Annotated in this window: 13 protein-coding genes; 9 read left to right on the forward strand and 4 right to left on the reverse strand. The window is 70.3% G+C overall.

The annotated features are described in order from the left end of the window. Window positions 1-71: 71 nt before the first annotated feature. Entirely contained in the window at window positions 72-1,235 is a 1,164-nt protein-coding gene (locus OO70_RS34525; protein WP_051741916.1) for an FG-GAP repeat domain-containing protein, read from the forward strand. Between the two features lie 36 nt (window positions 1,236-1,271). Here OO70_RS34525 and OO70_RS34530 read toward each other — a convergent pair whose 3' ends face one another. Both OO70_RS34530 and OO70_RS34535 read right to left on the reverse strand, forming a co-directional pair. Beyond that, complete coding sequence (locus OO70_RS34530; protein ID WP_043680175.1) at window positions 1,272-2,831, reverse strand: multicopper oxidase family protein; 1,560 nt, start codon at window positions 2,829-2,831, stop codon at window positions 1,272-1,274. A gap of 212 nt (window positions 2,832-3,043) precedes the next feature. Further along, window positions 3,044-3,712 carry an N-acetylmuramoyl-L-alanine amidase gene (locus OO70_RS34535; protein ID WP_043680177.1) on the reverse strand — a complete coding sequence of 223 codons (669 nt, stop codon included), beginning with the start codon at window positions 3,710-3,712 and terminating at the stop codon, window positions 3,044-3,046. Between the two features lie 60 nt (window positions 3,713-3,772). Here OO70_RS34535 and mnmA point away from each other — a divergent pair, with 60 nt between their 5' ends. Further along, window positions 3,773-4,903 (forward strand): tRNA 2-thiouridine(34) synthase MnmA, encoded by a 1,131-nt coding sequence (gene mnmA / locus OO70_RS34540; protein WP_043680180.1) that lies wholly within the window; start codon window positions 3,773-3,775, stop codon window positions 4,901-4,903. A 21-nt stretch (window positions 4,904-4,924) separates the two neighbouring features. Here the strand turns inward: mnmA and OO70_RS34545 are convergent, their stop codons facing one another. Further along, on the reverse strand, window positions 4,925-5,704 hold the full coding sequence (locus tag OO70_RS34545; protein ID WP_043680183.1) for an alpha/beta fold hydrolase: 780 nt from the start codon (window positions 5,702-5,704) through the stop codon (window positions 4,925-4,927). Between the two features lie 36 nt (window positions 5,705-5,740). Continuing rightward, on the reverse strand, window positions 5,741-6,064 hold the full coding sequence (locus tag OO70_RS34550) for a DUF427 domain-containing protein (RefSeq protein ID WP_043680186.1): 324 nt from the start codon (window positions 6,062-6,064) through the stop codon (window positions 5,741-5,743). Window positions 6,065-6,114: 50 nt separating this feature from the next. On the opposite strand from OO70_RS34550, the gene OO70_RS34555 reads away from it, so the two are divergent. The 7 genes from OO70_RS34555 to gatC all read left to right on the forward strand — a co-directional run bounded on the left by OO70_RS34555 (window position 6,115) and on the right by gatC (window position 14,159). Further along, window positions 6,115-6,654, forward strand: a complete 540-nt coding sequence (locus OO70_RS34555) for an LOG family protein (RefSeq protein WP_043680191.1) — start codon at window positions 6,115-6,117, stop codon at window positions 6,652-6,654. Window positions 6,655-6,661: 7 nt separating this feature from the next. After that, a complete protein-coding gene (locus tag OO70_RS34560; RefSeq protein ID WP_078651675.1) occupies window positions 6,662-7,360 on the forward strand; it encodes an SDR family oxidoreductase in 699 nt (232 codons plus the stop codon). Then, window positions 7,357-7,758, forward strand: coding sequence for a hypothetical protein (locus OO70_RS34565; RefSeq protein ID WP_043680197.1), 402 nt, complete (start codon window positions 7,357-7,359; stop codon window positions 7,756-7,758). Before OO70_RS34560 ends, OO70_RS34565 begins: the two co-directional genes overlap by 4 nt. Before the next feature lie 65 nt (window positions 7,759-7,823). Continuing rightward, window positions 7,824-8,831 carry a methionine synthase gene (locus OO70_RS34570; RefSeq protein WP_043680200.1) on the forward strand — a complete coding sequence of 336 codons (1,008 nt, stop codon included), beginning with the start codon at window positions 7,824-7,826 and terminating at the stop codon, window positions 8,829-8,831. 15 nt (window positions 8,832-8,846) lie between these two features. Then, window positions 8,847-11,039, forward strand: coding sequence for an NAD-dependent DNA ligase LigA (gene ligA, locus OO70_RS34575; RefSeq protein ID WP_043680203.1), 2,193 nt, complete (start codon window positions 8,847-8,849; stop codon window positions 11,037-11,039). A gap of 270 nt (window positions 11,040-11,309) precedes the next feature. Then, window positions 11,310-13,568, forward strand: coding sequence for a putative bifunctional diguanylate cyclase/phosphodiesterase (locus OO70_RS34580; RefSeq protein WP_043680206.1), 2,259 nt, complete (start codon window positions 11,310-11,312; stop codon window positions 13,566-13,568). 294 nt (window positions 13,569-13,862) lie between these two features. Then, window positions 13,863-14,159, forward strand: coding sequence for an Asp-tRNA(Asn)/Glu-tRNA(Gln) amidotransferase subunit GatC (gatC, locus tag OO70_RS34585; protein WP_007384860.1), 297 nt, complete (start codon window positions 13,863-13,865; stop codon window positions 14,157-14,159).

A 14,159-nucleotide genomic window follows, 5' to 3' on the forward strand; every position in this document is an offset into this window, starting at 1 on the left:
GAACTGCCCCGCATCGAAAGCGGACCAGAACTGACCCCCGTCAACCGCCCCGCACGAAAGGCGACATCACCTTGAACCGGCCCAACTCCCGTCTCCCGCACCGGATCGCCGTGACCGGCGCGGCCGGCCTGCTCGTCGCCGTCGGCGCGGGTACGGCCCCGGCAGCCGTAGCGAGTACGACGGAACTGTCCAACTCCTGCACAGGCACGCCCACTTACGCCCTCTCCGCCTCGGCGACGGCGTCCACGAACACCCGTCATGTGGTCGCCGCGGACGTCAACGGCGACGGCGCGCAGGACGTGGTCGCCGCCAACCTGGACGACAACTCGGTGACCGTACTGCTCGGCAACGGCGACGGCACGTTCGCCACGGGCGGCACCTACGCGGTCGGCACGCATCCGTACCAGACCGTGGTCGCGGACTTCGACGGCGACGGACACCCGGACCTCGCGACCGCCGACTTCGGCGGCGCCCAGGTGAGCGTGCTGCTGAACACGGGCGACGGCACCTTCGGTACGGCCACCGCCATCGACGTGTCCGGGGCGCCGCGTGCTCTGGCCGCCGGGGACCTCGACGGTGACGGCCGCACCGACCTCGTGGTCGCCGAGCAGGAGACGAGCACCGTGCGCGTACTGCTCGGCAACGGCGACGGCACCTTCGACGACGAGGGCGAGACCGCCACCGGAAGCCAGCCGCACGGCATCGTCGTCGGCGACTTCGACGGTGACGGGAGTCCCGACGTGGCCACGGCGAGCGTCGGCAGCGACGGGGTCAGTGTCCTGCTCGGTGACGGCACGGGCGCGTTGGGCACCGCGACCGACCTCGCCACCACGTCCCGCCTCTACTCCCTGGCCGAGGGCGACTTCGACGGGAACGGCACCCTCGACCTGGCCACGGTGAGCAACGGCTCCGACGCTCTGGACGTGCTGCTCGGCAACGGCGACGGGACCTTCGCCTCGGCCACCACCTACACCACGCCCGCCCTGCCCGTGGCCGTGGGAGCCGCCGACCTCGACGGCGACGGCGTCACGGACCTCATGGTCTCCTCGCTGAAGGGCGCCTCGGTGACGCTCTTCCGGGGCACCACCACGGGTACCCTCGCGCAACTCGCCGAAGTGTCCGCCACCGGTGCCTACGACACCGCCGCGACCGATCTGGACGCGGACGGGGTCGTCGACCTCGCGGTGGCGGACAGCACGGCCGGCCAGGTCGACGTGTTCCGAGGGACCTGCTAGCCGTCGGAACACCCGACCGACCGTTCTTCGGGGCTGTCAGCTCTCCGTCACCATGAGGGCGGCCATCATGCCCTCGTCCTCGTGTTGCAGGAGATGGCAATGGAGCATGTACATATAGGTGTCGTCGGAGAAGTCCGTGAACTCCATGGCGATCTCGATCGAGCCGCCACCGACCACTTCGTAGGTGTCGTACCAGCCGAGTTCGACTCCTGTCGGTGTCTCGCCGTTGATCGATATGAGCTGATACGGCACGTCGTGCAGATGGAACGAGTGTTCCAGCTGGGTGCTGTTGGTGATCGTCCAGACCTCCTTGGAGCCCACCGTGGTGCTGATCATCGCCATGGACGACATGCTCGTGCCGGCCGAGCCGTTGATCAGCATCTTCGTGCCGCTCTGGCCGAGCGTGATGGTGCGGGCGGTGAAGTCGCTGGTGTCGTACCGGTCGATCGTGTTGAGGCTGGACGGCAGGTCGTCCGGGGTGTCCGTGCCGCTCGCGGTGATCGCGAGGACGTCGTAGGTGCCACTGCCGCCGCGCACCCAGCCGGTGGTGACGACGGCCTGGAGCGTGGCGTCCGCGCTCAGGTCCATCACGAACTCGGCGCGGGCGCCGGCCACCAGCCGGATGGTCGTGACGTCGGTCGCCTCCGTCAGATAGCCCTGGTCGGTGGAGATCTGGGTGAGCGTGCCGCCGTCGCTGCGCTGGATGGTGATGATGTCCGACGGCGAGGCGTTCAGCGCCCGGAACCGGGTGCGGGTCTTGGTGGCGGTGAAGGCGAGCGTGGTGGAGTCGACGTTCGTGCCGTTCAGCAGCAGCGGGTAGCTGAGGCCGCTGCTGAGGTAGCCGGTCAGGTCGTACTTGATGTCACCGGCGCTGTCCGTGGCGAGGCACTGGAAGATGAGCGGGATGTCGTCGACGCCGTAGTCGCTGGGCAGCGCGGCGGACGCGTCCGTGGAGTCCTCGACGATGATCATCCCGGCCAGGCCGTGCACGGCCTGCTTGGCGGTGGTGCCCAGCGCGTGCGGGTGGTACCAGAGCGTGGTGGCCGGGTCCTTGACCGTGAACGTGGGCGACCAGGTCGTGCCGTCGGAGAAGGCGACCTGCGGGCCGCCGTCCATCTTCGCCGGGACGTGGGCGCCGTGGAAGTGGACGGTGGTGTCCTCGCCCAGGCTGTTGGTGATGTTCAGCAGGACCGTGTCGCCGTTGGTCCACTTCATGGTGGGGCCGAGGAACGACTGGTTGTAGCCCATGGTGTCGCTGGTGACACCGCTCAGCACCTCGGCGGTGCCGGTCTGCGCCTCCAGCGTGAAGGTGGTGGTGCTGTCGGAGGTGGTGCCCTCCAGCAGGTCGGGGATGGTGAGGGCGGTGTCCACCGCGGACGCCTTGTTCTTCGTCGCGCCACTCAGCAGGGAGAAGGTCGTCCCGGCCCCGACGACCGCCGCGATGCCGGCGCCGGCCATGCCGCCGAGGAACTTGCGACGGTGCAGACCCTTGCCCCGGGCCGCGATGTCCTTGCCGTGTTCGCGCTTCTCGGCCGTGTTCTTCCGGTGGTTGCCCTTGCCGTTCTCGCCGGACGCGGGCTCGCTGGTGTGTGTCATGCGGCAGAGATTTGACCTAAGGGCTGTGTAAAGACTGGGGAGTTGTTAGTAGTCAGCGGGGCAAGCTGTGAAAGGTAAGAGTGCGGGATGTCTCCCAACTCCCCTTGAAGTGAAGCCGAGTTGGCGTACCCCAGGTCACATCCGGAGCAGGGGACGCATCGGACACGGCCGTGACTGAAACGACTCATAGCCAAACCCGAGTGTGACCAGCATCACACTTGCGTCCGATGTGCCCGCCTTACGAGTGTCATGTACCGGTCCCAGTCCCAGTACCGCCCGGGGTCCGTGTGATCCGTCCCCGGCACCTCCACGTGCCCGATGACGTGCTCCCGGTCGACGGGCATTCCGTAGCGTCGGCATATCTGCGCCGTCAGCCGCGCGGAGCCCGCGTACATGGCGTCCGTGAACGAGGACGCCCGCTCCACGAAGCCCTCGTGCTCGATGCCGACACTGCGTTCGTTGTACTCGCGGTTGCCCGTGTGGAAGGCCACGTCCAGCTCGCGGATCATCTGCGTGACGTGCCCGTCCTTGCGGACGATGTAGTGCGCCGCCGCCTCGTGCGCGGGGTCCTGGAAGGCCTTCACCGCGCTGGTGAAACTGCCCTGCGTGACATGGATGACCACCCGGTCTATCGCGTAGTCGTCCGGCCGGTCGGCCCGCCGGTAGTTCGCCGAGGACGCCGCCACCCAGGACGCACCCCGGTAGTCGACCGCACCCGGCGTCCGCGGCTTCTCCACCCCCGGCAGCCGCCACCACATCCGCGACAACTCGTCCCGCGCCAACGCCGCCGTCCCCACGGCGGCCACCGCCCCGCCGATCAACAGCGCGCGCCTGCCGGGCCGCCGGCCCTTCGCTTCCCCGTCGTCCTTCGCATCCCCCATGTGATCGTCAACGGATACTCGCGGGTCCCGGTTCCCGATGCCCCGTACCCTGGAAGGGTTATGACTGAGACCTCGCAGCGCCCCCGCCCCCTTCGCGTACTCGCCGCCATGTCGGGTGGCGTCGACTCCGCCGTCGCCGCCGCCCGGGCCGCCGAAGCCGGCCACGACGTGACCGGCGTCCACCTCGCGCTCTCCGCGAACCCGCAATCGTTCCGCACGGGCGCGCGTGGCTGTTGCACGATCGAGGACTCACGGGACGCCCGCCGCGCCGCCGACGTCATCGGCATCCCCTTCTACGTCTGGGACCTCGCCGACCGCTTCCGCGAGGACGTCGTCGAGGACTTCGTCGCCGAGTACGAGGCCGGCCGCACCCCGAACCCCTGCCTGCGCTGCAACGAGAAGATCAAGTTCGCCGCGCTTCTCGACAAGGCGCTCGCCCTCGGCTTCGACGCGGTCTGCACCGGCCACTACGCCCAGGTGATCGTGAACGACGACGGCACCCGCGAACTGCACCGCGCCTCCGACATGGCGAAGGACCAGTCGTACGTCCTCGGCGTCCTGGACGAGCGGCAGCTCGCGCACGCCCTGTTCCCGCTCGGCGACACGGTCACGACGAAGGACGAGATCCGCGCGGAGGCCGAGCGCCGCGGCCTCGCGGTCGCCAAGAAGCCCGACTCGCACGACATCTGCTTCATCGCCGACGGCGACACCCAGGGCTTCCTCGCGAACCGCCTGGGCAAGGCCGAGGGCGACATCGTCGACGAGTCCGGGTCCGTCATCGGCTCGCACGAGGGCGCGTACGGCTTCACCATCGGCCAGCGCAAGGGCCTGCGCATCGGCACCCCGGCCGCCGACGGCAAGCCGCGCTACGTCCTGGACATCTCCCCGGTCGACAACACGGTGACGGTCGGCCCGGCCGCCTCCCTCGACGTCAGCGCCCTCACGGCCGTCAAGCCGCGCTGGTGCGGCACGGCTCCCTCCGGCCCCGGCACCTACACCGCCCAGCTCCGCGCCCACGGCGGCGAGACCGAGGTCACCGCGGAACTCGTCGACGGCACCCTGGAGGTGTCGTTCAGGGAGCCGGTGCGGGGCGTGGCTCCCGGGCAGGCGATCGTCCTCTACGACGACACGCGCGTGGTCGGCTCCGCGACGATCGCGACGACCACGCGCGCGGCGACGGCGATGGCGTGACCCTTCAGGAGCGTCGCGCGGTCACTGTGTGAAGAACTCCGTGAGCAGCGGCGCCAGGACGGTCGGGTCCACCATGTGGGTCTGACCGTCCAGCGTGCGATACGTCCCGTCCGGCGCCGCCTCCGCCGCGGCCCGCGCGGCCTGCCGCATCCACTCGGGGCTCGCGCCGCCCGCGATCGTGAGCACCGGGACGGACAGGGACGCCAGCCGCTCCACCGGCACCAGACCGTCACCCATGGCCGCGTCGTCGTAGGCGAGGGTGGGGGCGATGGCCTCCATGCCGGACCACATGGGGGAGCGGCGGGCGCCCGCGATCATCTCCGGGGCCGCGCCGGTGAGGGCCATGAACAGTTCTACGGCGTCTCCGTGGCGGCCCTCGGCGAGCAGTTCCGTGAGCCGCTCGGTGTATGCGGCGCGTTCCTTGGCGCCGGCCGCGTCGAGGGCGAACGGCGGTTCGTACAGGGCGACTTGGATGACCGGCAGGCCGCTCGCCGCCGCGTGCAGGACCAGGGCGGCGCCCGAGGAGTGGCCGTACAGGGCCGCGCTGCCGCCCACGGCGTCGATCAGCGCCGCGAGGTCCTCGACCTCGCGGGCCACGGCGAACGGGGCCGTGTCGCCACTGGCGCCACGACCCCGGCGGTCGTACGGAACAGCCCCGAACCGGTGCGCGAGCTGCGCGGCGAGCGGCAGCAGGCCGTCGCCCGTCGTCATCGCGCCACCGACCAGGACGACGGGCGGACCCGCACCGATGCGCTCGTACGCGAGGGCGGTGCCGTCGCGCGAAACAGTCTTCTTGTCCATGCCCTGGAGACTGCCGCAGGGCGGAGGACTAATCGGTCACAACACCTCTACTTCGTAGAAGGAGAGGTGGTCCTTGATCTGTGCGACGTCGGGCTTGGGGTCGGGGTACGCCCACACCAGGTCGGGCGCGTCCGGCAGGGACCAATAGGACGCGTCGCCCTTGAAGGGGCAGTGGGTGTGGGTCTCGGAGGGGGTCAGGAGGTCGAGGCGTACGTCCTCCGGGGGGAGGTAGTACCGCACCGGGGAGCCGGTCTCCTTCAGGATCAGGGGCCGGTCGCTCTCCGCCAGCACCTGGTCGCCGTGGACGACGCGTACGTGCTGGTCGCCCTGCTCGATCGTGATCGTGTGTCCGTCAGCCATACCGGAAAAGCACTCGCGGACCCCTGGTTCTTCCCGCGTACGGTGACGGGATGAAGATCTGTGTCTTTCTCTCGGCCGCCGACCTGGACGAGCGCTACACGCGCCCCGCGCGGGAGTTCGCGGAACTGCTGGGCAAGGGCGGGCACACGCTCGTGTGGGGCGGCTCGGACGTCGGGCTGATGAAGGTGGTCGCGGACGGCGTCCAGGCTGCCGGCGGACGGCTGGTGGGCGTCTCGGTGGACTTCCTGGCGGCGAAGGTGCGCCCGGGCGCCGACGAGATGGTGATCGCGGCCGACCTCGCCGAACGCAAGAAGCTGCTCCTGGAGAAGGCCGACGCCGTGGTCGTCATGGTGGGCGGCACCGGGACGCTGGACGAGGCGACCGAGATCCTGGAGCTGAAGAAGCACGGCCACACCGACAAGCCGGTGGTGCTGCTCAACACGGCGGGCTTCTACGACGGCCTGAAGACGCAGTTCCGGCGCATGGAGGACGAGGGGTTCCTGCCCGTCCCGCTCACCGACCTGGTGTTCTTCGCGGAGGAGCCGGTGGGGGCGCTGGCCTACCTCGAAGAGTCCTTGGGTACCCGCTGATGCGAGCATGGCGGGCATGGCTACACATGTGATCACCGGGGCCGGTTCCGGCATCGGCGCGGCCGTCGCCCGCCGGCTGCACGCGCGCGGGGACGAACTCGTGCTCCACGCGCGCGACGCGGGCCGCGCGAAGGAACTGGCGGCGCAGTACCCGGGAGCGAGCACCCTGGTGGGCGACCTCGCGGACCCGGACCGGCTCAGCTGGGCGTTCTCGCACCAGAGCCTGCCCGACCGGGTGGACACGCTCCTGCACATCGCCGGGGTGGTCGACCTGGGCCCGGTGGGCGACCTGACCCCGAAGACCTGGCGCCACCAGTTGAACGTCAACCTGATCGCCCCCGCCGAACTGACCCGCCACTTCCTCCCCCAACTCCGGGCGTCCGGCGGCCACGTGCTCTTCGTGAACTCCGGCGCGGGACTGCGGGCGAGCGCCGACTGGTCCGCGTACGCCGCCTCCAAACACGGCCTGAAGGCCCTGGCGGACTCCCTCCGCCACGAGGAACACCCCAACGGCGTCCGCGTCACCTCGGTCTACCCCGGCCGCACCGCCAGCCCCATGCAGGCCAAGGTCCACCAGCAGGAGGGCAAGCCCTACGACCCCTCCGAGTGGATCGACCCCGAGTCGGTCGCGACGACGATCCTGATGGCGATCGATCTGCCGGGGGACGCGGAGGTCAACGACCTGACGGTGCGGCCGGGACGGTGACCGGACCGGCGCAGCGGCGCGGGGCGAGCGGTGCGGAGGTCCGGGACTGGCTTGACGAGGTCTGGGGGCGCACGGAGGCCGCATTGGTCCTCGTGGGCGGCGACGATGGCGGGCCGCTCGCCGAACGCAGGGTCTGCGGCGAGGTGTTCGACCCCGAGGGCGTCGCGGAACTGCGGGCTCTCACCACGACCGGTGAGTTCTCGAACGGCATCTGCCGCTGCCACGGCAGCGTGACCATCGCGCTTCTCGACGCGGAGGGCGAGTTCATCGGGAGCGGCAGCGTGCACGGCGAGACGGACGTCTCCTGGGAGCGCGGTCGATTCCGGAACAACCTGAAGGTCACGGATCCGGAGCGGCTGATCACGTTCTTGGAGCGGCTCGGGATCCCGATGCGCTGAACCGACCATCGGGTACCGGCGGCACCCCGGAATCCACCCCACTGCCGGCGGCATACGCTTCCTGGGTGAGCAACAACAGCCAGTTCAGCTTCGGCGCAGCCACCGGTGTCGGTTCTCTGCCCGGCCTCGACGCCCGGGAGGCCGCGAAGACCGCGACCGGGGCCTTCGAGGACTTTCCGTTCCTGCCCGAGCTGCCCGCTCGGGGACCCGGCGCGGACATGATCGGGCGGACCGCCGGGCTGCTCGTCGAGGTGTACGCGCGTGTGGAGCCCAGCGGGTGGCGGATCGGGGACCGGCCGGGGCGGGACACGAAGCGGGCCTGGGCGTGGCTGGGGGAGGACCTCGACGCCTTCGAGGAGTTCACCCAGGGGTACGAAGGGCCGCTCAAGGTGCAGGCCGTCGGGCCCTGGACCCTCGCCGCCAACCTGGAGTTGAGGAACGGCGAGTCCGTGCTCTCCGACCTCGGCGCCTGCCGGGACCTCGCCGGCTCGCTCGCCGAGGGCCTGCGCAACCATCTCGCCGACGTCCAACGCCGAGTCCCCGGCGCCCAGATCGTGCTGCAACTCGACGAGCCGTCCCTCATCGCCGTACTGCGCGGACACGTCAGGTCCGCCAGCGGCTACCGCACGCACCGCGCCGTCGACCGCCAACTCGTCGAGGGCACCCTCCGCGAGGTCGTCGACGTACACGAGAACGGCCCGGTCATCGTGCACTCCTGCGCGCCGGACGTGCCGTTCGCCCTGCTGCGCCGGGCGGGCGCGACCGGGGTCTCCTTCGACTTCTCGCTCCTCACCGAGCGTGACGACGACGTGATCGGGGAAGCGGTGGAGTCCGGTACCCGGCTCTTCGCCGGTGTCGTGCCGGGCACGGACACCGCATTGTCAGACCCTGCCGGTAGCGTCATGGGTGTCAGGACGCTGTGGCGCAGGCTGGGGCTGCGACCGGGACTTCTCGCGGAGGCGGTCACGATCACCCCGGCGTGCGGACTCGCGGGGGCTTCCCCCGAGTACGCGCGCCATGCTCTCGCCCACTGCGTCCGGGCGGCGAGATCCCTCGCGGACAACCCTGAGTGACGGAAGGACAACACGGTGGCCGGCGACAGGCAGGCGGAGACGACGGTGCCCGCAGAGGCACGGGAGAAGCACGCGCAGCTCGCTGAGCAGATCGAGGAGCACCGCTTCCGTTACTACGTGAACGACGCCCCGGTCGTCAGCGACGCGGAGTTCGACAAACTCCTGCGCACCCTGGAGGCGCTGGAGGAGGAGTATCCCGAGCTGCGCACGCCGGACTCCCCGACGCAGAAGGTCGCGGGGGCGTACGAGACGGAGTTCACCTCCGTCGTGCACCGCTCGCGCATGCTCTCCCTGGACAACGCCTTCGACGACCTGGAGTTGGCGGCCTGGGCCGAGCGCGTCCACAAGGACGTCGGCACCTCCGACTACCACTTCCTGTGCGAGCTGAAGGTCGACGGCCTCGCCGTCAACCTGACGTATGAGCAGGGCCGTCTCACGCGCGCGGCGACCCGCGGCGACGGCCGTACGGGCGAGGACATCACGCCCAACGTCCGGACGATCGCGGAGATCCCGGACCGGCTGACCGGCGAGCGCGTGCCCGACCTCGTGGAGATCCGCGGCGAGGTCTACTTCCCGATGGAGAAGTTCGAGGAGCTGAACGCCCGTCTGGTCGAGGCCGGCGACAAGCCTTTCGCCAACCCCCGTAACGCGGCGGCCGGTTCGCTCCGCCAGAAGGACCCGCGCGTGACCGCCACCCGCCCCCTGCACATGGTCGTGCACGGCATCGGCGCCCTGGAGGGCTTCGATCCCCTCACCCGCCTCTCCGAGGCGTACGCCCTGCTGAAGACCTGGGGCCTGCCGACCTCCCCGCACAACAAGGTGGTCGACGACCTCGACGGCGTACGGGAGTTCATCCGGTACTACGGCGAGAACCGGCACTCCGTCGCGCACGAGATCGACGGCGTGGTCGTCAAGCTCGACGAGATCCCCCTCCAGGGGCGGCTCGGTTCCACCTCCCGCGCCCCGCGCTGGGCGATCGCGTGGAAGTACGCGCCCGAGGAGGTCAACACCAAACTCGTCAACATCCGCGTGGGCGTGGGCCGTACGGGCCGGGTCACGCCGTACGCCCAGGTCGAGCCGGTGACGGTGGCCGGCTCCGAGGTCGAGTTCGCGACGCTGCACAACCAGGAGGTCGTCAAGGCCAAGGGCGTCCTCATCGGCGACACGGTGGTGCTGCGCAAGGCCGGTGACGTCATCCCGGAGATCCTCGGCCCGGTCGCCGATCTGCGCGACGGCAGCGAGCGGGAGTTCGTGATGCCGGCGGAGTGCCCCGAGTGCGGTACGCCGCTGCGGCCGATGAAGGAGGGCGACATCGACCTCCGCTGCCCGAACGCCCGTACGTGTCCTGCCCAGTTGAGGGAGCGCCTCTTCTACCTCGGGGGCCGCAAGGCGCTGGACATCGACCACTTCGGCTATGTGTCGGCGGCGGCCCTCACCAAGCCGCTGGAGCCGGCGGACCCGCCGCTGAAGGACGAGGGCGACCTGTTCGGCCTCACCATCGAGCAGTTGCTGCCCATCAAGGCGTACGTCCTCGACCAGGACAGCGGGCTGCCCAAGCGGGACCCGAAGACCGGCGAGGAGAAGATCGCGACGGTCTTCGCCAACCAGCAGGGCGAGCCGAAGAAGAACGCGCTGGCGATGCTGGAGACCATCGCGGCGGCCAAGGAGAGCCCGCTCGCCCGCATCCTCACCGGCCTGTCGATCCGTCATGTCGGCCCGGTCGCGGCCGAGGCGCTGGCCCGCGAGTTCCGCTCGATCGAGCGTATCGAGCAGGCCGACGAGGTGGAGTTGGCGAACACCGACGGGGTCGGCCCGATCATCGCCGCCTCGCTCAAGGAGTGGTTCGCCGAGGACTGGCACCAGGAGATCCTCCGCAAGTGGCGGGCCGCCGGGGTCCGGATGGAGGACGAGGGGTCCGGCGAGGACGAGGGCCCGCGTCCGCTCGAAGGGCTGACCGTGGTCGTCACCGGCACACTTGAACACTTCACACGGGACGGGGCCAAGGACGCGTTGCAGAGCCGGGGAGCGAAAGTGACCGGTTCTGTTTCGAAGAAGACCTCTTTCGTTGTCGTAGGTGACAATCCTGGTTCCAAGTACGACAAGGCGATGCAGGTCAAGGTGCCCGTTCTGAACGAGGACGGGTTCAATGTCCTGCTTGAACAGGGACCTGAGGCGGCCGCCGAAGTCGCGCTTCCGGTCGAGGAGTAGCGAGGAGCAGCGGTTGAAGGCCACCCGATCGGCGCATACCAGATGCATACGGGTGGCCGGGTCGCATTCGGGCAACCGTCTACGACCGCTGCCCGTGGAAGCCTTCTGCGGCCTACTGTTGAGGTGTGCACCTGCCGTGCCCAGCTGCGGTTGGGGCAACCCCCTGCTCTTGGTGAGCAAGGGGAAGGGTTTTCCAAACGCGGTGCCGTTGGTGGAAGTCGGGCATCGGACCGCGTGGCGTGGGCACCGCCGGCTGTGAGAGGGACGGGAATGGAACCGACCGAGAGCGCCCCCCCGGACTCACTCCTGCGCCGGGTCACCGGCGCCTGGCGGGAGAGTCGTTGGGGTGCGCGACCCGTGGAGCGTCCGGGCGCCCAGCCGCGCGCCACCGGACAGTACTCCACACCGGACGCGCGTCACGACGCACCGCTCACCCCCGACCACTCCTCCGGACTGCCGGGCGGTGAATCCGGACGCCACCTGACCTGGCCCGCGCTGCCCACGGCGGTCGTGGCCGCGGCCGGCTTCGTCCTGGGCGCCGGATTCTTCCGGGCGTTCACCGGCGACCACGCGCTCTTCCCGTCCGGCACCGTCGGCTGGTCGCTCGCCGTCCTCACCGGCATCATCGTCGGCCACCTCGTCGCCCTCGGCCGCGCCCGCTGGTGGGGCGGCACCGGCTCGGGAGCCGCCCTCACCCTCGGCGTCCTGCTGCTCTACGGCTGGGTCGCCGCCGGCATGGTGAGCCTCACCGTCGTCGTCCTGGTCGGCATAGCCCGGCGCAACCGCTGGCGCCAGGGCGTGCTGCACGGCGCGGTGGACATCCTCGGCATAGCCGCCGGAGCACTCGTGCTGGGCGCGTTCGGCCGGGTGCCGTCCGTCGAGAAGCCGTGGAACCCCGACACCTGGACGGTCTACACCGCCCCCGAAGTCGTGCTGGTCGCCCTCGCCTATCTCGCCGTGACCCGCACCCTGCTCTGGTATCTGCACGCCCCGCGCCACGGCGGGCTGCCCACCGTCGCCCGCACCGCCCTGCTCAGACAGGGCCTCGTCGCGGTCGCCCTGCTCGGTATCGCCCCGCTGATCTGTGTGGTCGCCGTAGCGCAGCCGGTTCTGCTGCCCCTCTTCTCGATCCCGCTCATCGCCCTCGACTCCACCCTGTGGATGGCCCGCGCCCGGGCCGAGGAGCAACTGCGCGACCCGCTGACCGGGCTGCCCAACCGGCAGTGGCTCCTGGAGCGCATCTGGACCGCCCTGGACGACGCCGAGCGCATCGGCGCCAAGGCCGCTCTCATGCTGATCGACCTCGACCGTTTCCGATCGGTCAATGACACTCTCGGTCATCTGGCCGGAGACAGGCTGCTGTTGCAGATAGCCGACCGGCTGCGGGTGGCGCTGCCGCGCGGGGCGGAGGCCGCGCGGCTCGGCGGCGACGAGTTCGCCGTCCTGCTGCCCGTCGCCGACTCCACGACGTCCGCGACCCGGGTCGCCCGCAACCTCGTCGTCGCGCTCAGCTCCCCGCTCGACCTCGACGGGCTCACGCTCGTCCTGGAGGCCAGCGCGGGCGTCGCCGTCTTCCCCGACCACGCCCTCGACGCCGAGGGACTGCTGCGCCGGGCGGACGTCGCGATGTACCAGGCGAAGCGGGACCGCACGGGCGTAGAGGTCTACGAGTCCAAGCGGGACTCCAACACCCCCGACCGGCTGGGCCTGTTGGGGGATCTGCGCCGGGCGCTCGACGCGCACGAGGTGCAGCTGCACTACCAGCCCAAGGTCCGCTTCGACGGTCAGGTCGCCGGCCTGGAGGCGCTGGTGCGGTGGGTGCATCCCGAGCGCGGGAAGGTGCCGCCGGACGAGTTCATAGCGATCGCCGAGTCGTCCGGACTGATGCCCCATCTCACCGAGTACGTGCTCGACACGGCGCTCGCCCAGGTCGCCAGATGGCGGGCCCAGGGGCTGTTCGTGCCGGTCGCGGTGAACGTCTCCCCGCGCGATGTGCACACCCCCGGTTTCGCGGGCTCCGTCGCCGCGCGTCTCGCCCGGCACGGCGTCCCGGCGGGGTCCCTCCAACTCGAGATAACGGAACACGTCCTCCTGGAGGACCCCCAGCGCGCCGCCGACACCCTCAACGGCCTCACCGGCCACGGCGTGAAGATGTCCCTCGACGACTTCGGCACGGGGTACTCGTCCCTGGTGCACCTACGGCGGCTGCCGGTCAGCGAGTTGAAGATCGACCGGTCGTTCGTGGCGCGGCTCGCGGTGGACAACGAGGACGCGGAGATCGTGCGCTGCACCGTTGATCTGGCGCACTCCCTCGGGTTGCTCGTTGTGGCGGAGGGGGTTGAGGACGACGAGACGTGGGAGCGGTTGCGGGATCTGGGGTGTGATGCGGTGCAGGGGTGGCTTGTCGCTGCGGCGATGCCTCCGGAGGACATGACGGCTTGGTTGCGGGCGAGGGGCTCGCGGGGTTGGCAGCGGCCTCGGGCTGCGTTGCCGGCGGCTGCGGCGGATGATCCCGGGAGGATCGGCTGATTGGGTGCGCCTATGGGGGAGGGGGCTTCTGTGGATTTGCGGCTGCGGGTCCGCTGTGGCTGGTCGCGCAGTTCCCCGCGCCCCTGACGATGCAAGCCCCGTTGTGAAGTGGACGATCGGCAGCCCTGGGCGCGCCCACGCGGCGGAGCCGCAAATCGACACAGCCTCCCGCCCCTAGGGGGTTGCCCCTCGACCCTGCTGAGAGCTGGGCGATCGAAACCGTTTAACGGCTACGGCCCCCCGCCCCATAGGATTGGCCCCAAACCACACACACTCACCCCAGAGGAACGCTGCATGCCTGGCATCACGCGCGAGGAGGTCGCCCACCTCGCCCGGCTGGCGCGTCTGGAGCTGAAGCCCGAAGAGCTCGAACACTTCGCGGGACAGCTGGACGACATCATCGGCGCGGTCGCCCGCGTCAGCGAGGTCGCCGACCAAGACGTACCGCCGACCTCCCACCCGCTGCCGCTGACGAACGTCATGCGCGCGGACGAGGTCCGTCCCTCGCTCACCCCCGAGCAGGCGCTCTCCGGCGCCCCGGCCCAGGAGCAGCAGCGTTTCAAGGTGCCGCAGATCCTGGGGGAGGACTAA

This window comes from Streptomyces xylophagus (genome assembly GCF_000716435.1).
Classification (GTDB): domain Bacteria; phylum Actinomycetota; class Actinomycetes; order Streptomycetales; family Streptomycetaceae; genus Streptomyces; species Streptomyces xylophagus.